General features: G+C 59.3%; 13 protein-coding genes and 1 pseudogene. 10 read left to right on the top strand and 4 right to left on the bottom strand.

What is annotated here, in order from left to right:
* Window positions 1-120: 120 nt before the first annotated feature.
* Window positions 121-1,008 carry a hypothetical protein gene (locus tag GH656_RS17565; RefSeq protein ID WP_153077306.1) on the bottom strand — a complete coding sequence of 296 codons (888 nt, stop codon included), beginning with the start codon at window positions 1,006-1,008 and terminating at the stop codon, window positions 121-123.
* A 624-nt stretch (window positions 1,009-1,632) separates the two neighbouring features.
* On the opposite strand from GH656_RS17565, the pseudogene GH656_RS18140 reads away from it, so the two are divergent.
* A pseudogene (locus GH656_RS18140) lies at window positions 1,633-1,946 on the top strand (transposase); the annotation flags it as partial.
* Window positions 1,947-2,233: 287 nt separating this feature from the next.
* The gene (locus GH656_RS17560) at window positions 2,234-11,521 is read left to right on the top strand and encodes a hemagglutinin repeat-containing protein (RefSeq protein ID WP_153077305.1); all 9,288 of its coding nucleotides are present in this window, start codon (window positions 2,234-2,236) and stop codon (window positions 11,519-11,521) included.
* Window positions 11,522-11,825: 304 nt separating this feature from the next.
* Here GH656_RS17560 and GH656_RS17555 read toward each other — a convergent pair whose 3' ends face one another.
* Window positions 11,826-12,110, bottom strand: coding sequence for a SymE family type I addiction module toxin (locus GH656_RS17555; protein ID WP_153077304.1), 285 nt, complete (start codon window positions 12,108-12,110; stop codon window positions 11,826-11,828).
* Between GH656_RS17555 and GH656_RS18355 the strand changes: the two genes are divergently transcribed.
* From GH656_RS18355 to GH656_RS17525, 6 genes are all read left to right on the top strand, one after another.
* Window positions 12,091-14,472: a hemagglutinin repeat-containing protein gene (locus tag GH656_RS18355; RefSeq protein WP_484555866.1), complete on the top strand. Its 2,382-nt coding sequence runs from the start codon at window positions 12,091-12,093 to the stop codon at window positions 14,470-14,472. The genes GH656_RS17555 and GH656_RS18355 overlap by 20 nt on opposite strands.
* A complete protein-coding gene (locus GH656_RS17545) occupies window positions 14,469-14,762 on the top strand; it encodes a hypothetical protein (protein ID WP_153077302.1) in 294 nt (97 codons plus the stop codon). The genes GH656_RS18355 and GH656_RS17545 overlap by 4 nt, the downstream gene beginning before the upstream one ends.
* A gap of 146 nt (window positions 14,763-14,908) precedes the next feature.
* The gene (locus GH656_RS17540; protein ID WP_153077301.1) at window positions 14,909-15,775 is read left to right on the top strand and encodes a hypothetical protein; all 867 of its coding nucleotides are present in this window, start codon (window positions 14,909-14,911) and stop codon (window positions 15,773-15,775) included.
* Complete coding sequence (locus tag GH656_RS17535) at window positions 15,772-16,005, top strand: hypothetical protein (protein ID WP_153077300.1); 234 nt, start codon at window positions 15,772-15,774, stop codon at window positions 16,003-16,005. The genes GH656_RS17540 and GH656_RS17535 overlap by 4 nt, the downstream gene beginning before the upstream one ends.
* A 90-nt stretch (window positions 16,006-16,095) precedes the next feature.
* Window positions 16,096-16,767, top strand: coding sequence for a hypothetical protein (locus tag GH656_RS17530; protein ID WP_217352305.1), 672 nt, complete (start codon window positions 16,096-16,098; stop codon window positions 16,765-16,767).
* A gap of 459 nt (window positions 16,768-17,226) precedes the next feature.
* Window positions 17,227-18,012, top strand: coding sequence for a polymorphic toxin type 22 domain-containing protein (locus tag GH656_RS17525; RefSeq protein WP_153077298.1), 786 nt, complete (start codon window positions 17,227-17,229; stop codon window positions 18,010-18,012).
* Between the two features lie 185 nt (window positions 18,013-18,197).
* Here the strand turns inward: GH656_RS17525 and GH656_RS17520 are convergent, their stop codons facing one another.
* Together GH656_RS17520 and GH656_RS17515 are read right to left on the bottom strand one after the other, a co-directional pair.
* A complete protein-coding gene (locus GH656_RS17520; protein ID WP_153077396.1) occupies window positions 18,198-18,428 on the bottom strand; it encodes a SymE family type I addiction module toxin in 231 nt (76 codons plus the stop codon).
* 244 nt (window positions 18,429-18,672) lie between these two features.
* A complete protein-coding gene (locus GH656_RS17515) occupies window positions 18,673-19,770 on the bottom strand; it encodes an AGE family epimerase/isomerase (RefSeq protein WP_153077297.1) in 1,098 nt (365 codons plus the stop codon).
* Window positions 19,771-20,004: 234 nt separating this feature from the next.
* Between GH656_RS17515 and GH656_RS17510 the strand changes: the two genes are divergently transcribed.
* Together GH656_RS17510 and GH656_RS17505 are read left to right on the top strand one after the other, a co-directional pair.
* Window positions 20,005-20,691 carry an MgtC/SapB family protein gene (locus GH656_RS17510; RefSeq protein ID WP_153077296.1) on the top strand — a complete coding sequence of 229 codons (687 nt, stop codon included), beginning with the start codon at window positions 20,005-20,007 and terminating at the stop codon, window positions 20,689-20,691.
* Window positions 20,692-20,909: 218 nt separating this feature from the next.
* On the top strand, window positions 20,910-21,866 hold the full coding sequence (locus tag GH656_RS17505; protein WP_153077295.1) for a hypothetical protein: 957 nt from the start codon (window positions 20,910-20,912) through the stop codon (window positions 21,864-21,866).
* Window positions 21,867-22,013: the final 147 nt, after the last annotated feature.

Raw genomic sequence — 22,013 nt, 5'->3', positions numbered from 1 at the left:
GAACAAACCGGCCAGCGTATGGGTGTTTTATTGCGCCTGGCCGGTGATGGTGGTGGAGATGGTGGAGATTTTCCAGACAGTGCCTGGAAAATCTCTGCCTCGCTGAGGTTCCTGCTGAATTCAGCGATCGCGGGCCCGTCCGCCGATGGTTGCGGCATAGCTCGCCACAAACGCACCGATCAATAACGAGGCAAAGGCCCAAAGCGAGAAAGCGGCGGCGGCCTTGCGGGCGGTGTCAGCGGCTTCGCGTGCTGTTTGCTCTGCCTGCTGCGCGGCTTGCTTGGCCCGCTCTTCGACTTGTAACAGCCGTTGTCTGGCCACTGCTTCATCTACGCCCGTGCGTTGGGCGACCAGCTTGACCAGATAATTTTCATCGTCGCTGCTCAACTGGCCGCTGGCTATGCTGCGCGTCAGAATGCGCGAGACCTCTTGCCGCACATCGCCTGCGCTGGTTGATGCAGCTGGATCATTCGGGCGTAACAACGTATCCGTAAAGTAGTCCAGCGATAGATGCCGTGTGTCTGCCTGACTGGCCACGGCACTCGCTGCGCCTGCACCCGCGCCCGCCAGCGAGGCCCCGGCCTTGGCCGTTCCCGAAACCACCGAGGCTACGGTGGAGCCCAGCAGCACCAGGCCCACCACCACGCTCAACGCCCAGACGAGAAAGCCATGAGCGGTATCGCGGAAATAGATCTCATCGTGAGCGGCATCCGTCCATTTGGTGCGTAGCCTGCCCGTGACGTAACCGGCCACGCCATACGCGATGATTTGCGACAGCAGCAGCCAGATGATTGTGCCGACGGCAAGCGCAGACCCCGATGCGCCTTCATTACGCCACGGAGACAGAGACAGAAAGCCCAGACCGGTTCCGCCTGACATCAGCATGGCGGACACCGCTGCCGCGATTACGGCACCGGCGATGACAGCCCCCCAGGAGACGGCGGAACGCGAGGATTCGGCACTGCCCAGGGGGGTGGAAGATACGGTAGTTGGCGAAGTATTCTGCATGTCATTTCCTTTTTCTGATTCACGGTGGACAGACTTGAAAATTAATGCACGAACAAAGCAATCAAAATAATGATCGGAATTGGCACACCCAGCAGCCATAAAAGAATGGATCGCATAAAAACTCCTTGTTAAAAATATTTTGATGCCGTAACAAGGATAGCCGATATGGAGGCTGTTATACCACTCGTCATTTTTACCGATTAATGCTGATTGTGCGGTTTACCAGCAATTTATACTTGAAAGTGAAATATTATGATTTTGTTGTTTGATAGATGGGTGGAGGGTTTGTGGGGGTTGGGCAAATAAAAATTGGCGTTTTTCAGGCGTGAATCAAGGGGGTGTGGATTTGTGATGGATAAAAATTTTGCTGGCTGCTGGGGGTATATTTTTAATCTACTGATGCGGATTGGGTTTTTAATTTAATCTGGTGTAAATGAAATGACGTGCTTTGTGGTGTGGCTGTGTAGTGCGTGTGGCGCAAAAATACGATGAAAAATATCCGGGTGGCTTGCTGGATATTTTCCCTTCAGACAAAGTAACTCAGAATTATTTATGCAAAACGGTTATTTGAATTCACTACCACAACCCGGACATTTGAGTGATGTCCACCGTGGCCATGGCGGCATGGCAAGACGAAAGTTATGGGTAGGCCTGGAAGCGTTGATTCTGGCGGTTACGCCCATCGCGGCAAAGGCGGTTGCGGGCGCACGGTTGATGAGCTGACTGTATTGAACGGCATTCGGTGTGTCCTGCAAACCGGTATTCCTGGGGAAGAGCTGTTTGCAGGAACTGCGGTTTCGGTAGCGGTATGACTTGCTGGCGATGCTTGCGGGACTGGCTGGCCGCGGGCGTGTGGGACAAGGAGGCTTCACTGGTTGCGCGAGCAGGACCAGATTGACTGGGAACGGGTCAGTGTGGATGCGGCCAGCGTTGGCAGTGCCTGAAACAGCGTGGAATTGCCCGGCGGGGCGTCGAGAGCAAAGAGCGGTTGAGCGCAGCCAAAGCTGCGCTCGTTTTCCTGCTTATGTTTGATTCAGGGTATTTCCCTTCTTCGTACCTCGCTCTTTTCTTGCTCTAGCGCAGATTTATAAAATGCTCGATAAGCGCAATCCGATTTGTCTAAAAGCGTTGTATTTCGCTCAAAAAAGCGTGTTAACCCAAATCCTCTGATTCATCTGGCGCTAAATTGCCGCTCATTAAAAATTAGTAAAACGAATGAGACCAGATGAAACACAGCAATAAACGACTTCTGTTCAGCCGTCTGAGAGCGAGACATGCCGTGGTTAAAGCGGGCACCACGGCCAACATTCAGCAAACGCAGCAAGTCAGGACGGGCTGTTACGGTGCGACGGCAAACGTGGCGGGCACTTCAGGTGCAGGACATTGGCCAGTCACGTTTGCACTTCGTCCTGCCGCACTGGCTACGCTCGTGCTGCTCGGCACCCTGCCTGTCTGGTCGGGTGCGCAGATTGTTCCGGGTGGGGTGTATTCGCCTTCGGTCGTACAAACGCAAAACGGCTTGCCCCAGGTGAACCTCAACCGGCCTTCGGGTGCCGGGGTGTCGCTGAATACTTATGGCCAGTTCGACGTGCCCCGGCGCGGTGCGATTCTGAACAACTCGCCAGTGGTCGTGCAGACGCAGCAGGCGGGTTTGATCAACGGGAATCCTAACTTCGGGCCGGGCCAGTCTGCGCGGGTCATCGTCAATCAGGTTAACAGCCGTGCGGCGAGCCAGATCAACGGGTATCTCGAAGTCGCTGGCCCGCGTGCCGAAGTCGTGATTGCGAATGGCTCGGGTATCAGCGTGAATGGTGGCGGTTTTATCAACACGTCACGCGCGATTCTGAGCACTGGCACGCCGAACTTCGCGCCGGATGGCTCGCTTGCGGGTTTTAGCGTGAGCCGCGGCCATATCCGCATCGAGGGTGCGGGGCTGATCGCTGGGGCGACCGATCAGGTCGATCTGATTACGCGCGCGGTGCAGGCGAACGCGGCGATCTACGCTAAAAACCTGAACGTCATCACGGGGGCAAATGCCGTCGATCACGACACGCTCGGTGCCACGGCGATCGCGGGTGATGGCCCGGTGCCGGGTGTTTCGATCGACGTGAGCCAGTTAGGCGGGATGTACGCGAACCGGATCATGCTGGTTGGCAATGAGCATGGCGTTGGGGTGTCTACTCAGGGTGTGCTGGCGGCGCAGGCGGGTGAGTTAACGCTGACCACCGAAGGCAAGCTGGTTCTTGCCGGACAGGCTAATGCCAGCGGCAATCTCAGTCTCTTTGCACGCGAAGGCATCGAGCATAGTGGCACCACCTATGCGCAACAGAATCTCAGCGTCAAGACCTCAGGCACGCTGACAAATAGCGGCATGCTCGCCGCGCGGCAGAACACAGCGATTCATGCAGGCAATGTGGCATCGACGGGCACGCTTGGCGCTGGTGTAAACAGCGATGGCAGTCTCGCGCACGCTGGTGACCTGGTGATACTAGGTAACGGCACACTCAGTGCGACAGGCCGCAATGCAGCGGGCGGGAATGCTGCGCTGAATGGCGCGGCGCTCAATCTCGCGGACAGCCGCACCTCGGCCAATGGCACGCTGGCCCTGCGCGCCAGCGGTGGCGATCTGAACCTGTCAGGCGCAACCACGACATCAGGCGGCGCGCTAAACCTGCACGCAGCCGGGATGCTGATGAACGACAACGGGGCGCTGTCCCCGGATGGTGCGCTGGCCATCACAGCGGGTGCACTGGGCAACCGCAACGGCCAGATACGTTCGGGTAGCACGCTGGCGGTCTCAACTGCCGATGGCCTGCAGAACCAGGGCGGCACGCTGCAGGCGGCAGGTGCGCTCTCTGTCAATGCCGGTTCATTCGACAACACCGGTGGTCATGTCGCCGCGCTGGGGGCGGATGCGCTGACGCTGGCGATTGGCGGCCTGCTGAACAACGGCACGGGTGATGCAAGTGGCACAGATGGCACAGGCCGCACCACCGGCACCATTGGCGGCAACGGCAATGTGACCGTACAGGCCGGACAAATCGCCAACGCCGGTTCGATTACCGCCGTGCAGTCGCTGATTGCCCACGCGGTGCAGACACTGTTCAGCAGCGGCACGCTGGCGGCAAACGGCAACCTCGACGTCACGGCAGGGACAACGCTGACGAACCGCGGCACGCTCTCGGCCGGGAACCTGGCGGCGCTGGATGCCACGACCATCGATAACCGCCACGGCAACCTCAGCGCAGACCAGTTCACGCTACATACGGTGAACCTCATCAACCACAGCGGCAACCTCACACAAACCGGCACCGGCACAACGACGCTTGATGTCAGCGGCACACTCGACAACACATCCGGCACACTCCAGAGCAACAGCGACAACTTCGCGCTCAATGCTGCGGCGCTGGTCAACGACGGCGGCAGGCTAGGCAGTTCCGGCACCGGCACGCTGTCAGTCACCACAGGCACCCTGTCAAACAACCGCGGCACGCTGGCAACGAACGGCGCACTCGACATCCACGCAGACGCGGTATCGAATCGCGGCGGCAAGCTGGCCGCACAGCGTCACATAACGCTTGATACGGGCTCGCTCGACAACCGCGCGGGCGGCTATGCCGGTGCACGAAATGTGGCACTAACAAGTACAGGCATCCTGAACAATATAGGTGGCACGATCCAGGCGGACGGCACGCTGTCGGTCACCGCACAGTCGGTTAACAACGATGGCGGCACCCTCTCGAACAGCGGCACCGGCATCGCCACTGTCACCGCCAGCGACGCACTGACAAACACCGCCAATGGCCTGATTGGTGGCAACGGCAACGTATCGGTATCGGGCAACCGCATCAGCAATGCAAACGGCACGATTACCGCAGGCGGCTCAGCGATGCTGCAGTCCGCCAGCACGCTTGATAACCGCGCAGGCCTGATCCAGGGCAGCGGCACGGTCTCCGTGTCTGCACAGGACGCCATCGACAACACCGGTGGACAGATCGAAGCGAATGCGATTGCAGGCGACCCAGCGTCAACACTGACCCTCACCGCCACAGCCCTCGACAACACAAACGGACGCATCGCCAACACCGGATCGGGTACGACATCGCTCAGCGCGGCCACCATCACGAACAGCAACGCAGGCGGCGTCGCTGGCGCAGGCACCATCGGCGGCAATGGTGACGTGAGCGTGCACGCAGACACGCTGCTGAACACCAGCGGTGCCCAGTTCATATCCGGCCATGACCTCACACTGGGCATCACCCAGCTCGCAGACAACACGAACGCCACGCTATCCGGCGCGAACAGCGTCACGCTCAGCGGCCCTAATGCGCGGCTCATCAATGCAGGCGGCTCGATCCACGGCAACGGCGCGATCACGCTCAGCACCGCCACGCTCGACAACACCGCAGGCCGTATCGGCAACGATCAGCGGGCCTCTTCCGGGACTTCATCAGCCAGCAGCACGCCGAACAGAACAGCGCCCCCAGGCAGCGGCCCGGTCTCCATCCACACCGGCACACTGACAAACCAGAACGGCGCGATTGGCAGCGAACAGGACCTGGCCATCACGGCAAACCAGCTCACTGGCGACGGCCGGATCATCGCCGGGAACGATGGCGCGCTCACACTCAACGGCGACTACACGCTCACCAGCAGCAACCCGATTCAGGCCAACCACAACCTGACCTTCACGACAGCGGGCCGCTTGACGAACCAGGGCACGCTCGGCGCGGTAAACGCGCTCACGCTGAACGCCACGAACCTCGACAACCAGGCAGGCGCGCACCTGAACGCCTCGACCACGACGCTCAATGCGCTAAACACGATTACTAACGCAGGCCGCATCGAAGGCGATAGCGTGACGACGAACAGCGCCTCGCTGCTCAACACCGCAACGATCATCGGCAACACCATTACGCTGAACGCCAGCCAGGTCATCACCAGCAGCGGCACAGCGGCTGTGATGGCTGCTGCTTCGCAACTGAACCTGTATTCGCCGGGCAGGATCACCAGCACCGGCGGTGCAAACCTCTTCAGCCTGGGCGACATCAACCTCGCCGCAGACAGCACACGCGATACAAACGGCGTACTCATCCATCGCACACATTCGGTGACGAACGACCAGTCCACCATCGAAGCCCAGGGCAGGATCGAGATCGCCACACAGACGCTGACCAACACCCGCCCCGCACCCACCATCGAAACCGTCACGACCGCTGTGACGACGTCTCACCAGACCAAACGCGACAAGTACCTCGCCTGCACCACCGGCAACGCCGACAGGGGCCACTGCACCCAGGCGATGTGGGACAACGGCTACCGCCATCCGCTGAATGAAACGTTCAGTAACACTGATGTCATTGAGAGAACCAGCGGCCCGAACGCGGTGGACCGCACACTGGTCGTACAGCGCAACGGCCAGCCACTGACGATCTACTACAACACGCTCACCCCCAACGCTGACGGCACGCTCAGCGTCAGCTACTGGGACGGCTACGACCCGCACGTCAACTACGATCCGGGAACCGAATACGCGTCACACAACGACGCCCACAAGGGCTACCAGCGTGTAGAAATCGCCCGCGACACGACCACCACCACCCAGCAGGACAGGGTCACCAGCCCGCAGACACAGCAGGCGCAGATCATCGCGGGCGGCAAGATGGTGCTCGCCAATGTCGGCACGCTGAACAATATGCACAGCGCGATGGCCGCAGGCGGTTCAATCCAGATCGGCGGTGCTGACGCGACTGGCGAGGTGGCGAGTGGTAATTACGGCGGCACGCTGGTCAACAACACCGGCCAGACGCTGTACCAGCAACAGAAGCAGGACATCGTTTCGACCTACGCCTGGAACGAGAACATGGCGCGCGACCGTGGTCCGGTGGTGCAGCCATCGGTGGTGCTTACGCCTGTTGCTATCGGCGGCACAGGTGGCACGATCATCGCTAGCCACGCTGTAAAAATCAGCGCAACTGATATCAGCAACACGAACGTGACGGCGGTGAACTCCGCCACCGGTGCGACCGGTGGCACGCTGGGTGCGAACGGCGTCGTGGGGAGTATCAGCGGCACAGGTACACAGACGGTTGATCTGGCCACCGGACAGACACAGACCATCAACGCACCGCAATCCATCGCCGGACCCGGCGGCGCACTGACGATCACCCTGCCATCGAGCGGGCTGTACACCGTCAACTCCGCCCCCAGCGCGTCATATCTGGTTGTCACCGATCCCCGCCTTACGCGCTACGCAAACTTCATTTCCAGCGACTACATGCTGGGAGCACTCGGGCTCGACCCGTCTAAAACCATCAAACGCCTCGGCGATGGCGTGTACGAAGCCCGGCAGGTACGCAACCAGATCACCCAGCTCACTGGCCGGGTTTATCTCCAGGGCTACACCAGCCACGAGGACGAATACCGCGCGCTGATGAACAGTGGGGTACGTGTTGCGCAGGCATTCAACCTGCAACCTGGCCTTGCGTTAAGCGCCGCGCAGATGGCAGCGCTCACCAGCGATATTGTCTGGCTGGTGAACCAGACGGTGACGCTACCGGATGGCACGACGCAGACGGTGCTCGCACCGGTGGTGTATCTGGCGCAAACGCACGCGAATGACCTGCAGCCGGCCGGAGCGCTGATCGCGGCCGATGATGTGGAGATCCGCGCCACGGGCAGCGCGATGAACGCGGGCGTCATCAAGGGCGGCACGCAGACAGTTATCGCCGCGACTAACATCCTGAACCGGGGTGGAGCAATCAGCAGCAGCACGGACACCGGCACGACCGTGGTTTCCGTGACGCATGACGTGGTGAACGCGTCAGGCAGCATCACGGGCAACCGCGTCGCGGTGCTCGCCGGACATGACATCGTGAACACGACGCTGGTGGATACAGCAGGCGTTAGTTCGGCAGCAGGCCAGAGCAGGATCAACCAGAGCCTGCCCGGCGCACAGGGCACGATGGCCGCGACGGGGGACCTGCTGGTGATGGCGGGCCATGACCTTGCGGTTCACGGTGCGGGCATCGCTGCAGGCGGCAATGCGCAAATCACAGCGGGCCACGACATCACCGTGGATACCGTGCAGTTGGACACATCACAGTCGCTGGGAAAGCATGCCGACCATCACTGGGAAGCCTCCAGCACGATGCACCAGACCAGCGCCCTCACTTCAGGCGGCAGCCTCGCATTGCAGAGCGGCAACGACACGACGCTCAGCGGCGCGACCCTCAACGCAGATGGCGATATCACGGTAGCCGCAGGCGGCAACCTGACTGCGGCCAGCGTCCTCAACACCACGACCTATAACAACGTCGCCACCGACGACAAGACCCGTCAGCAAACCGACCGCCGCTACGACGAACAGACCATCGGGACGAACATCCGCGCAGGCGGCAACGCAACACTCGCAGCCGTGAGCACCGACCAGGGTAAAGGCAACATCACGCTCACCGGTTCTTCACTGGCAGCAGGCAGCGGCGCAGCAACCCTCGCCGCCACGGGCGACGTCCACATCAGCGAAGGCCGTGAGGAACACGATGCGTACTCCGCGAGCGAATCGAAGCGCGGCAGCTTCGTACACGGCTCGACCACTCAAACGATGCAGGACACGCAGGCGAACCTCGGCGTGGGCAGCACCCTATCCGGCGAGACAGTGACCGTCAGCGCGGGCAAGAACCTGAACGTGCAGGGCTCGACCATCGCGGGCACACACGACGTGAATCTGGCGGCCGCAGGCAACATGAACCTCACCGCCTCGCAGGACACGCAAACCAGTTCGGGCTACAACCAGAAGCACGAATCCGGCTTCGGCACGGGGGGTGGAATCGGCATTTCGGTGGGCAGCAAGACGCAGACTGACACCGCGAACACCACACAGGTGACACACACCGGCAGCACCGTCGGCTCGCTCGGCGGCAACCTTAACCTCAGCGCAGGCAAAGACCTGCACGTCACGGGCAGCGATCTGGTCGCGGCACAAAACCTGACAGGCACCGGCACGAACATCACGCTTGACGCCGCTGTCGACACGCAGCACCACGACGAGACACACGAAGTCAAACAGAGCGGCTTTACGCTCGCGCTCAAGGCCCCGGTGATCGACGCCGTGTCCAACACCATTGACCAGGCCCATGCAGCGAGCCGCAGCCAGGATAATCGCGCGGCCGCCCTGCACGGCATGGCGGCGGCCAGCGGTGCGATGGATTCGTCAGGCGCGGCTGGTGCCGCCCTGGGCGAACTGGCCAGCGGACAAATGCCCTCGGCCAGGATCGAACTCAGTTACGGCAGCAGCCACAGCAGGCGCACTTATGCCGAAGACAGCACGACGCATCGCGGCTCGAAGGTGACGGCAGGCGGCACGGCCGCGTTTGTGGCGAAGGGTGAAAGCACGCCGGGCAGCGGCAACCTGACAATCGCCGGTTCAAACGTGAACGCGAACGACGTGATCCTGGCGGCAAAAAATCAGGTCAGCCTAGTGAACACTACCGATACCAGCTCGACGCGCAGCAGCAACGAATCTGGCAGCGCGAGCGTTGGTATCTCCTATGGCACACAGGGCTTCGGGGTTTCTGCGTCGATGTCGAAAGCCCACGGCAATGGCCGCAGCGACAGCGCGACGCAGAACAACACGCACGTGAGCGCAGCCAGCACCGCGACGATCATTTCGGGCGGCGACACAAACATCATTAGCTCGAACCTCAACGGCCGCCAGGTGAGCGCCACGATCGGCGGCAACCTGAACATGGCGAGCGTGCAGGACACGATGTCGAGCACTGCGCATCAGGAAAGCAGCGGAGGAGGATTTACGCTCAGCCAGGGCGGTGGCAGTGCGAGCTTCAGCCACACCAGCGCGAACGCCAGAGGCAATTACGCGGGCGTGAACGAACAGGCGGGCATTCAGGCCGGTGACGGCGGATTCGACATCAGCGTTAAAGGCCATACCGGTCTGAACGGTGCGTATCTCGCAGGCAGCGCTGATGCGTCGAAGAACACGCTCACAACCGGCACCCTCACCTTCTCCGATATCAGCAACACGTCGAACTACAAGGCATCAGGCAGCGGTTTCAGCGCAGGCGTGAGCACTGGCGATGGAGGGGCGAACTACAGCACCCATGGCAATACCTCAGGGAAGAACACCGGCGGTGGCACCCCAATGCTGAGCCAGAATGACAGCGGCAACGACAGCGCAACCACGCGTAGCAGTATCAGCGCGGGCACGATCAGCGTGACCGATGCAGCCAGCCAGAGACAGGACATCACCAGCCTGAACCGTGACGCGTCGAACACAAACGGCACGATCGCCAGGCTACCGGACGTGAACAACCTGCTCGAGCGCCAGGCAGACATGATGGCCGCAGCCAGCGCAGCGGGTGAAGCGGTATCACGGCGGATTGGAGACTTTGCACAGTCGAAGTACGACGCGGCAAAGGCCCGTGGCGATCAGGCCGGGATGGAGGCGTGGAAGGAAGGCGGCACGGCGCGAGCGGGCATGCAGGCGGCGGGAGTGGCAATGGTGACTGGCCTTGCGGGCGGAAACGCGCCTGGTAGTGCAGCGGGTGCGGGGATCGCATCGATTGCAGCGGGCAAGCTGAATGAAATTAGTGCTGCAATTGCAGGTTCAAACCCGACCGGCAGTGCTGACATCAACACCGCCCTTGGCAACATCGTGGCGAACGCTATTGCGACAGGCGCAGGTGCGGCAGTGGGCGGGAATGCGGGCGCGGTTGCTGGGGGGAATGTGGACCGGTTTAACCGGCAGTTACACCCCGACGAGTATGCGATGGCGAAGAAGGATGCAAAGATCGTTGCAAAGCAACTCGGCATCAGTGAACAGGAAGCGGAAGGCCGGATCGTTGCGGAATTGCTGCGCAACTCGGACCAGCAGACATCGACCGCATCGGGCGGTGTACATGACTGGGAAGTACGTAGCATCGTCGGGTGCCAGAACCTGAACTGCGACGGATACAAGAGCGATCCACAGTACGCAAACCACGACTACAACAGCCAGTACATTGCAGGCAACCAGCAAGCCTACGATGCAGGGCAGCAGCAACTCGGAACAGGACTGACTGATGCCGGATTGCGCGATCAGAATATTGTGTATGAGCGCACTGGAAAAGCTGCACTTGCTGTAACCGCATGTCTGGTTTCTGGAGGTGTTGCGTGTAAAGCAGCTGCCACTGGACTGGGAATTACAGCATTGACCAATTACGCTACGGACAAGCCTGTTACGACTGCAGAAGCCATCGGCGGCTTTATTGGGGGAGGAATCGGTGGAGTCTATGGAGCCAACTTGAGCGCGTGGGCTGGCGATGCTAGTGGATGGGTGGAAAAGGCTGTACTGGGTATAACCAAGGCCGTGCCAACATATGCCGGAAAGCAAGCCGGAATTCCGCTCGGTAATGCTACAGGGCTAGGAGGTTCAGTCGATCCACTGCTTGATCCTGCGACGAATTCGTGGTGGGGGTTCCAGAACACCATGGAGAACTTGAAGGGTACAAAAAAATGAGCTTTGGAATGGGGGTTGTGTTCATTACGCTAGCTTCCATGTTTGCAACATGGTTTATGTTCGGCGTAAGTGCCGACAGTTCAAAAAGGAAGCGATTTATTTATTGGCTGGGGTCGACAATGCTGCTGTGGGCGGCGCTGGTCCTGTGGGTGTTGTACAAAGAGCCGGACATTAGCTTTGCGACATCAGCAGGGGTTAGCTTGGTGTTCTCAGCACTGGTGAACCTTCTGCGGTCACAATGGGTTCTTATGCTCCCTTGAAGACAACAACCCCGACGCTGGCCGGGGTTGTTGTTTGCGGGTGTTCAGTTGCGTTTGCTGCGTCGTTGCAGCATGGCTTCGGCCTCCTGCCCGGTCATGTATCGGCTGGCGATCCTGTAGTCATAATCGGGTGTGATGGTGATGTGTCCGCAGCGGTGATCGACGGAAAACAGGACCTGCTGTCCGGGTAGGAAGCCCGCCTGTTCGAGCAGCGCATCGGTGATCCGCATCCACGGAAAGACGGGTCGCTTGCCGCGCTCCCTGGTGTGGGCTGTGGCAGGCGCGTCCTCAAGCGCAACGGAAATGCGCGTGACGTGTTCGCACAGCAAACGCACTTATGCCGAAGACAGCACAACGCATCGCGGCTCGAATGTGACGGCAGGCGGTACGGCCACGTTGGTGGCGAAGGGTGACGGCACGCCGGGCAGCGGCAACCTGGCAATCGCCGGTTCAAACGTGAACGCGAACGACGTGATCCTGGCGGCAAAAAATCAGGTCAGCCTAGTGAACACTACCGATACCAGCTCGACGCGCAGCAGCAACGAATCTGGCAGCGCGAGCGTTGGTATCTCCTATGGCACACAGGGCTTCGGCATCTCTGCGTCGATGTCGAAGGCCCACGGCAATGGCCGCAGCGACAGCGCGACGCAAAACAACACGCACGTGAGCGCAGCCAGCACCGCGACGATCATTTCGGGCGGCGACACGAACATCATTAGCTCGAACCTCAGCGGCCGCCAGGTGAGCGCCACGATCGGCGGCAACCTGAACATCGCGAGCGTGCAGGACACGATGTCGAGCGCCGCGCACCAGGAAAGCAGCGGAGGAGGATTTACGCTCAGCCAGGGCGGTGGCAGTGCGAGCGTCAGCCACACCAGCGCGAACGCCAGTGGCAATTACGCGGGCGTGAACGAACAGGCGGGTATTCAGGCCGGTGACGGCGGATTCGACATCAGCGTTAAAGGCCATACTGGTCTGAACGGTGCGTATCTTGCAGGCAGCGCTGATGCGTCGAAGAACACGCTCACGACCGGCACCCTCACCTTCTCCGATATCAGCAACACGTCGAACTACAAGGCATCGAGCAGCGGCTTCAGCGCAGGCGTGAGCACTGGCGATGGAGGGGCGAACTACAGCACCCATGGCAATACCTCGGGGAAGAACACCGGCGGTGGTGCCCCAATGCTGAGCCAGAATGACAGCGGCAACGACAGCGCGACCACGCGTAGCGGGATCAGCGCGGGCACGATCAGCGTGACCGATGCAGCCAGCCAGATACAGGACATCACCAGCCTGAACCGTGACGCGTCGAACACAAACGGCACGATCGCCAGGCTACCGGACGTGAACAACCTGCTCGAGCGCCAGGCAGACATGATGGCGGCGGCCAGCGCAGCGGGTGAAGCGGTATCACGGCGGATTGGAGACTTTGCACAGTCGAAGTACGACGCGGCAAAGGCGAGCGGCGATCAGGCCGGGATGGAGGCGTGGAAGGAAGGCGGCACAGCGCGAGCGGGCATGCAGGCGGCGGGAGCGGCAATGGTGACTGGCCTTGCGGGAGGAAACGCGCCTGGTAGTGCAGCGGGTGCCGGGATCGCATCGATTGCAGCGGGCAAGCTGAATGAAATTAGTGCTGCAATTGCAGGTTCAAACCCGACCGGCAGTGCTGACATCAACACCGCCCTTGGCAACATCGTGGCGAACGCTATTGCGACAGGCGCAGGTGCGGCAGTGGGCGGGAATGCGGGCGCGGTTGCTGGGGGGAATGTGGACCGGTTTAACCGGCAACTTCATCCGGAGGAGAAGAAGTGGATCAGCGAGAAAGAAGCGGCATACGCGAAGAAGTACGGCTTAACGCCTGAACAAGCGCATAACGAATTGACGATGCAAGCCAATCTACAAGTTCAAAACGGTTCGCCGGGTACGTGGAACCAACGCGCCAGCGCGTTCCTGGGACAAGCGCACGGCATGCTGCCCGCCGATGGTGCCAGCGGGCCGGGTTATATGTTCTATGCCACGCCTGATCAGAAGGCGAATCCGAATATGTACGCGGGGTATTACGCGAATGGCGGCGATCTGAATCAGCCGTCCACGCAGCAGATTCAAAATAGCGCGAGCCGAGAACAGCAAAACCGCAATCTTATGGGCGGTGGTGTTATTGCAGCAGTTACTGGAGCAAGTCTGCTAGTTGGGGGACCCATTGCCGCAGGTGCTGGAGGTCTTGCATATTCAGTTATTGGAGGGGGCGTTAGCGCCGGAATGGACGCGGCGGTGCAATATCAACAGACAGGCGAGATTCGTCCGGCACAAAGCCTATTTGCGGGTGGAGTTGGAGCTATCGCCGGACCAATTGGGGCAAACACCAAATTTTTTTCTAATGTGGTTTTAGGTGGCTCAAGCTACTTCTCAACGACGATTTTCAATAATTTATATTACGGGGAAGCAAATAGCCCGCTTTACGCCGGTGCTATTGGCTCATTGGCGGGAGCCGGAGGGTACGGTATTGGTCTTGTTTTGACCCAGGGTGTTGGTAGGCTCGCGACGCCTTGGATATTTCCAAATCTGGACCCTAAAATTCCAGCGGTATTCCAAGCGGTTCGCAACCCACTTCCTGGTCTAACGGGGGCTACAGGAGGTGGTCTAATAGGCGGTACCGGCGCATTTGCTCCGGGCAAGGAAGCACAAAAATGAAAGCAGATAAGTTTGATTTGTTGCTTCGCGCTCCGGGCTGGAGAGGTTCTTTAGCGCGCGTTTCTTTACTAACGATTGTCTATGTATGCGTTATGTATGTGCCAGTGGCAATCGAATGGGCAGCGGAAAATCTTGGAATGACGCCAATGTCTGAGGCGCAACGACTGGGATACCCCGGCATATTGTTTGGTTTCCGATTGCTATGGCTAATCGCCATTGTGGTAGAAGCTGCTTATTTGATTTTTGCTTACTTGGTAAAAAAGCGGCGCATTAAAAATTCAATGGACTGATCAAAATGTAAGAAAAATCGGTGAAATAAAAGGACCGGTTTAACCGGCAACTTCACCCTGAGGAGAAGAAGTGGATCAGCGAGAAAGAAGCGGCATACGCGAAGAAGTACGGCTTAACGCCTGAACAAGCGCATAACGAATTGACGATGCAAGCCAATCTACAAGTTCAAAACGGTTCGCCGGGTACGTGGAACCAACGCGCCAGTGATTTCCTGGGACAAGCGCACGGCATGCTGCCCGCCGATGGTGCCAGCGGACCGGGTTATATGTTCTATACGACGCCGGAGCAGAAGGCCAATCCGGAAATGTATGCGCAGTACGACGGGAATGGAGCGGGTATGAACCGGCCTGCCGCGGGGGATGTTGCCAGTTCGGTGAACCGTGAGCAGGCGTACCGGGATGTCTACGGAAAACTCACGTGGGGCGCAGCGGCAGGGGCTGGTGCGATTGCAACAGGTGGTGTCATTGCGGCGTTGCCGGGTGCGCCGATCTTTAGTTCAGGTGGGGCGCTGGGCACTGGAGCGCTGGCCTCACCGGTGGGAACGGGGACGATCAGCGCGGGGATCAATGCGGGTTCGCAGTATCTCCAGAACGGCAAGATCAATCCGGTTGATGTTACGGGAGCGTTTGTAACGGGAGCCGCGGGTTCGTATGGAGGGCTGCTGTGGAATGTGGGAGTTAATGCCATCGGAGGCGCAACCACTACCGCACTGAATAATTTCTTACGGGGGAGAAATGACAGCGTAATGGGTGCTGCTATTATTAGCGGCGTGCTGTCTAGTTTTGGCTATGGGCTGGGAAAACTGAGTGAGACTGGCATTAATTCGATGTTAAGGCCAACCATTAACACGCCCAATTGGTCGGCTACTGGTGTATGGGGAAACGGTGGCTGGAATTTACTTAATGCCAATAACTTTGCTCCGATTGGTGGCTCTATAGGCGGGTCGTTTGGTCAAGAAGGAATTAATGGCCTTTATCAACGTAATCAATCTCAGCTCAGGCCAAATAAATGACAAAAAAATTACTTTCCATATTGGCTTTACTTCTTCTTATATGGATTCCGGGAATGTTGGCTATTTCTGTCTTTGCGTCTTATCTAGGTTGTTTTTTTGTTATCGAAGGATGTTACAAATCGCTGGAATTTGTTGAGGTATTAAGTACGGTTAATGTGGAGGGGGTAGTCATAAAAGGTGTGTTAATTGCAATTGTTTTTACTTTAATTGTTTGGGCAAAGATACGATAACTCTTTATCTTTCGCACACACAAACGACAAATCCGGAAATTTAAGAAGCCAGGTTTGTCGTTAATAGGGGAGCGTTAATCAAAAGGCGTGGTGACGATTCGGTTTAACCGGCAACTTCATGAGGATCGCAAGGCGAAAGAACAGACGCTGGCGAAAAAACTGGCCAACGAAAGCGGCGGCAAGTACACCGAGCAGGACATCGAAAACCAGATGGCACGGATGGACCTGACGGTGAATGGCCAGACTGAGCCGGGAGGTGTTCGGGTAGCCACTGGCGCCCAGCCGCAGGATGGAACCGGGTGGCAGTCCTATGGCGTGAACAAGGCTGGGCAGCAAGTCTGGGCCCAGAGCCTGGGGCCGGGCGATCCTGATGTGCAGGCGTATATCGCTAAAGGCGCACAGGGTAGCGGGCTGTCATACCAGCCAACGACCACTGGCTCGAATCCGGGCTTGATCCGCGCGCCGGACTTTGTGAACTTCCAGGTCGATTACTTTGTGGGCAGTGCGTGGGGGACGTTTACTCGGGATGGAAATGCATTCTTTGGTTATGGCGTGAATATGGGTGTTCCCAATGCTGTTGGTGCTGGGGTCGGAATTTCTGCTGGCTATCTTAATACTGGCCATGTGAAGCCGGGTCAGACAAACGACTTTGCGGGGGATATGCCGGAGGCGGATCAGCGTTATACAGCGGCTTTGGCGGTGGCGTCATGGTGTCACCGGGCAATGGCACTGCAACAGTTATTGGTATTGGTAGTGGTGTGAATGTTGGAAAAACAAACAACCCTGCATCTGTTGGTTGGGGTTTCTCGAAAGATCAGGGAAAAACAGGAGTCAGGTGGTAACTATGGGACCTTCGATAACGACAGTACCCAAGACACGTATACAGAAGATCCTCTGGTGGTGCTGCTTCACTGCGATGATGGGTTTCATCGTGTACGTGCTTATTAAAAACATCTTCTTTAGCTAATGTAGGCCACGGTACCCCCAGCGCAAAGGCTGGGGGTACCGTTCATTTGCCTTTGTGAGGTGGTGCGACTGGCTCGTGGATTAACTCCTCCCTCCGGCCAACTATAAACAACGCCAATGGGTGGGCTACAAGTGGTGTTTGGTCAGGAAGCGGATGGAACCTAATTCAGCCAAACGCAATGGAACCGGCAGTTGCATCCCCAAGAAAAATCGAAAGCGCAGCAGATCGCCGACTAGGCGAAGGCACAGGGACTGATGAACGCCGATGGTTCTCCGATCACGACGGCACAAATCGAGAACGCCATGCGTGGGGCGAACAATAGCCAGTATGGTGAAATCGCTGCGACGGGCGTCGTTGTGCCATTGAACGCGAGTACGCCTGCGGGCGCGGTTTATGACACGGCCGGGATGAAGCTGGTAACGGACAGCACCGGGAATTATCTGGTGCAGGATCCGTCAATGCTGGCAACGCCGTCGAAAGCGGTGCAGGACCTGATTACGCAAAGCACGGGCGGCGCAAACTCGCCGTATAGCTGGGGCACGTCGAGCACTCAGGCGGCTACGCTGAAGGTTGATCCGTATGGGCCGTTCTCGCCAGGATACAACATGGGGGATTATTCGGCGGGGTTTGGTGAATATGGGCGTGGACTTGCACCTGACTACGCCACGATCGGCTCTGGATCGCTGTCAGCAAGTGCAGGGCTAAGCGTCAATCTGCATGACGAAACTGCGTATGTAGCCGGAGGCGTCACACAGAGTAATCCTGGATCAATCTCGGTAAGACCCGGTGGTGTAGCTTCGTTTGGTTGGATATTCGGAGATAGAACTGCCGCAGGGACAAATTCATTTATGAATGGCGATGGGGTTCAGGGATTTATCTCGGTTCCCACGCCGTTCGATGTGAACGCCTTCCTTGCAATTACTCATGCATGTGGCGGAAATACTGCTCTTGAAGTTGGCGTTGCGAGTCCCGGGTCAACTTCGTTCGGCGTTTCTCCCTTCAGTCACTCAGTTCCAATCTCAGGATCAAAGGGGAATTGATATGGTCGCGCCAAGTGGGCCCGATGATAAGACATGGGCAAAGATGAGCACGAATTCAAAGAGAATTTATATCGGGGCTATGATCGCGTCCTGGACGGTGTTTCTCTGCGTTCTGGTTAGAAAGTTCTTCTTCAGTTAAAGCAACAAACCCAGCCTCATGCTGGGTTTGTCGTTTGTAGCGTCGTTCAATCTGGCGTGATGACGAGCCTGCCGTGCTCGACCTCGATTCTCACGCGCTGGCCGGGCGGGAAGCCAGCCTGCTCAAGCCAGATGCCGGCGATACGCAGCCACGGAAAAAACGTGGGAGTTCGCCACGGTCGGCCCGGTTTCGGGCTGGGTCGCCAGCGCATGATCTGCTGGATGGTGGCGTGTTGCTCGGGATGAGCGGTCAATGCTTTAAGATCGGCATCAGCCATGATCAACTCCTTTGGTGAGCTGGTTGTGGTCAGCGGGCCGTATGGGTTGCCGCCCATGCGGCCCGCGCTTCGTTTACGTCAAGAAAACATCCCTACTGCGGTGTTTGAGCCAGCACAAACTGCGCATTCGCTTCGCGCTGCATCTCGACATTCATGCTGCGTTGCTCCCCCTTGCTGCTGTCGTTATCGCTTCACGCTTCGTTGATGACTTGTGCTAGCGGCTCTCAACCCGGCTCAACCCGGCTCAACCCGGCAAAGCAGCATAAGCCGTCGCCAGATGGTAGGGCGTGGTGGAGGGCATTTCTGTCCGGATGATTTCACCTGTGGCTGCGCGGCATTCGATCCAGCCGTGTTCGAGCAAAAAGCGCGAGCGGAATCGTTCGATTTGCTGTGGCAACCGGGTTTGCGCGGCGGCGTCGCCACGGCACGCGAGTGCGCGCAGGTATTCGCTTTGGGCCCAGATGCGCTGGGTGTCGTCCAGCTTGTTGCCGGTCTCATCGAGCGCCGCACACACCCCGCCTGTTACAGGATCGACCCCGTGTTGCTGTGCGAAGTCAAACGCCTGTTCCAGCGCTGTGTCTAGCCCGGTTCCGGCCAGCCTCGTGCCCGCTTGCCGCACCAGCCAGAACCATTCGAACTGGTGGCCGGGTTCCAGACGATTGTTCGCGCTGCCAACCGGCAACTCCGCGATGCAACCGCTTGGCACATGTACAAAGGTGCGGGCCAGCGCATGTCCGAGGCGGCTTAGCGCGTGCTCGAACGCGCTGTCCCGAGTGGCGTCGTGCGCCGCGAGCCACGCTTCGGTCAGATGCATCAGCGGGTTTTGCAGCGGCATCCCGGGGAGGGGCGTGAGCGCGGCATCCAGTGCCGCGTGGAATAGCCCACCGGGCGCTGCGAAGCGGCTTTCGATCAGTCCGGAAGTGTGTTGCAGCACGGTGAGCGCAACGGCATTGCCGAAACGTGCGAAGTATTCGGCGCAGGCAAATACAACGAAGGCGTGGGTGTACAGGTCTTTGGTGGTATCGAGCGCCGTGCCGTGAGCGTCGACGCTATACAGCCAGCCGCCATGCTGGTGGTCGGCAAAATGCCGTTGCAATGCATCGAACAGTGTGTGGGCATGCTGGCTGTCACCTGCCTGGGAGAACACGAACAATTGGCGGGCACAGGCCATTGCCCGGTAACGCACGGGGGGCAGCGGCTGAAAGGGAGGGCCGCCAAGCGCTTCATAAGGCAGTTGCAACGCTGGGTTGAAACCGGGGCCGCGCCACAGCGGCAAAATCACGCGCGCAAAATGCGCGCGGAGGGCGTCGGCAAGAACGGCAGGGGAGGCGGTGTAAGTCATGCGCTGGCTACAATGTCGGCGGAAAAATTTGAAAGTGCGCGCAACACAGATGAAGGCAGGTCCGAGCCCGATGGCCGGGCGGCCTGCTGACCCGGTAAAGTCCGCGCGCGGCCAAGCATAAAGCAATTGACTCATCCCGGACATCGCCCCCGGCCCCTCGCTGCGGGCAACGAGGGGCCGGGCGGCTGCCTGCATCACCATCCATCACACATTTGATTTGAATAGGGGAAACCGTTGCTGAACAATTTCGAACTTATTTCACGGCTGATTCTGGCCGCTGCGTTAGGCAGTGTGATTGGGGTTGAGCGCGAACGGCTGTCATGGGCGGCGGGCCTGCGCACCCATATGCTGGTGAGCGTGGGTGCGGCACTCATCATGATCGTGTCGGCGTTTGGCTTTGCCGATGTGCTGGGCGGCGAGCATGTCGTGCTCGATCCGTCGCGGATGGCGGCTCAGGTCGTGTCGGGTATCGGCTTTCTGGGTGCTGGCTCGATTTTGCTGCGCGGCGAAGTCGTGCGGGGACTGACGACAGCGGCGAGCTTGTGGTCGGTGGCGGCGATTGGTCTGGCTGTCGGCGGAGGGTTGTATACGGTGGCGATTGCCGCGACGATCATCATCCTGATCGTGCTGGCAGGCATCAAGCCGATTGAGCGGCGCTTTATCCAGTCCAGGCAGCAGCGTCAGTTGACCTTGCTGGTTGAACGCGGTGCGCTGACGTTTCATTCGCTGCATGACGCGCTGGGCGCGGCGAGCGTGCGGGTAAAACAGTTTGTGATGCAGCAAAGCGACGACGCGCCCGAATTCGATGAAGTGCACATCACGTTGCATCGAGTGTCGCTGGCGGAATATACGGCGCTGCGTGAGCAGCTAAAGCAAGTGCCCGGGGTGAAGAAACTGCGCGAGGATGGTCCGCAGCCGTGAGCCACGGATGAAGCGCCAAACGCTTGCCTGGTGGCCGTATGCCCCCGGGTGCAGCAGCGTCTCGCCAGTCCCGCAGTGGCCAGCCGGGGTATGAGCCCGTGCGACAATGCGGGCTCGAAAACGGGGGCTGGGCGGTATCTGCTTTCAGCCTGTGCCGCTCTTTGATGTAGTTCGCGTTCTTCTCTACTTCTTTGTCTATGGCTCATTCCACGCCCTCTATGCCGTCCTGGTCTCCTGAAACCGATCCGCCTGTGCCGGGCAAACCTCAAGCCTCATTCGACGAAATCTCGCCCTCTGCGCCAGGCGCGCATGAGGCGCTTTTTCCTGAGCGCGAGATTGATGAGCGGCAGGGCACCTTGATGGGATTTGAACTGCCGGAGGGCGTGAGTCAGGCATTACCGGGTGATACGCATGCATCTGCATCTGCATCTGATCCAGTGCTCGCGCTCGCGCCCGCAGAAGCCCAGCCTGCCGCGCTGGCGGAACCAACACCAGAGCTAGTGCTAGCACCAGCACCTGCCGCTGAAGCCATGGCGGCAGAGGCCAATCCGGTTCTCGCAGCAGAGCCGCTGAACCGCCCATCCGCCGCAAGCCGTAAAGCGCCTGCACCACGCGTGGCGACGACGGCCAAGGTGGCAACCGGTAAGCCAGACCCAGCTAGCGCAGAGGCCAGCAGCAAACGCCAGGCGCGTCGTGCCCAACCCGTTGACGGCACCAGTGCCGCAGCGGCGGGTGCTCCGCTCTGGAGCACGCTGCATGCCAGCTCCCCTTTTGCGTTGTCACCCACGACGAGCCGCGCTAGTGCTGACGCATCCGAAGTCGCCGCCAGCGCATACAGCGTGCGCGCCTTGTCGGGTCAGTTGCAACGTCTGAAGTGGCTGCTGGTGGCACTCGCCGCTGTTCTGCTGATCGTGCTGGTAACCGTGCTGATGCAGGCTTTGCAACTGGCGCGGCTAACGCGCGAAAGCCTCGCGCAACAGCAACGGCTGACACAAATGGTGGAAGCTCAACAGGTTGCGCTGGGCGAGATCAATACGACGCTGGCGAGTGTCGCGGCCCGGGTTACGCCAGCCGTGCGGGGCACGAGTGGCCAGACGCTCAAACCGGCTAGCCGCCGCGCGGCGAAAGTACCGCTGCAGTCCGCTCGCAAGGCGCGTGCAACGAGCACGCGTTGAGCGTCCTGCCGGGCGAGGGCGACCGCACGGCAAGACTCAGCATAAAAACTTGGGAAGGGATGAAAACCAGGAGGAGAGACAGAAGAAAGATGAGGAAGACGGACGGCCTCTTGGTGGGTGTCGCGCCTTCTGCATCTGGAAGAGTTG

Source organism: Paraburkholderia bonniea (assembly GCF_009455625.1).
Taxonomy (GTDB): domain Bacteria; phylum Pseudomonadota; class Gammaproteobacteria; order Burkholderiales; family Burkholderiaceae; genus Paraburkholderia; species Paraburkholderia bonniea.
Note: the sequence above shows the minus strand (reverse complement) of the source record. Positions and strands in the feature narration are given on the sequence as shown.

Excerpts from the sequence above, each read along its gene's own strand:
- GH656_RS17565 (WP_153077306.1), bottom strand. The coding sequence starts at position 1,008 with ATGCAGAATACTTCGCCAACTACCGTATCTTCCACCCCCCTGGGCAGT.
- GH656_RS17560 (WP_153077305.1), top strand. The coding sequence starts at position 2,234 with ATGAAACACAGCAATAAACGACTTCTGTTCAGCCGTCTGAGAGCGAGA.
- GH656_RS17545 (WP_153077302.1), top strand. The coding sequence starts at position 14,469 with ATGAAAGCAGATAAGTTTGATTTGTTGCTTCGCGCTCCGGGCTGGAGA.
- GH656_RS17540 (WP_153077301.1), top strand. The coding sequence starts at position 14,909 with ATGCAAGCCAATCTACAAGTTCAAAACGGTTCGCCGGGTACGTGGAAC.
- GH656_RS17535 (WP_153077300.1), top strand. The coding sequence starts at position 15,772 with ATGACAAAAAAATTACTTTCCATATTGGCTTTACTTCTTCTTATATGG.
- GH656_RS17525 (WP_153077298.1), top strand. The coding sequence starts at position 17,227 with ATGAACGCCGATGGTTCTCCGATCACGACGGCACAAATCGAGAACGCC.
- GH656_RS17520 (WP_153077396.1), bottom strand. The coding sequence starts at position 18,428 with ATGGCTGATGCCGATCTTAAAGCATTGACCGCTCATCCCGAGCAACAC.
- GH656_RS17515 (WP_153077297.1), bottom strand. The coding sequence starts at position 19,770 with ATGACTTACACCGCCTCCCCTGCCGTTCTTGCCGACGCCCTCCGCGCG.
- GH656_RS17505 (WP_153077295.1), top strand. The coding sequence starts at position 20,910 with ATGCCGTCCTGGTCTCCTGAAACCGATCCGCCTGTGCCGGGCAAACCT.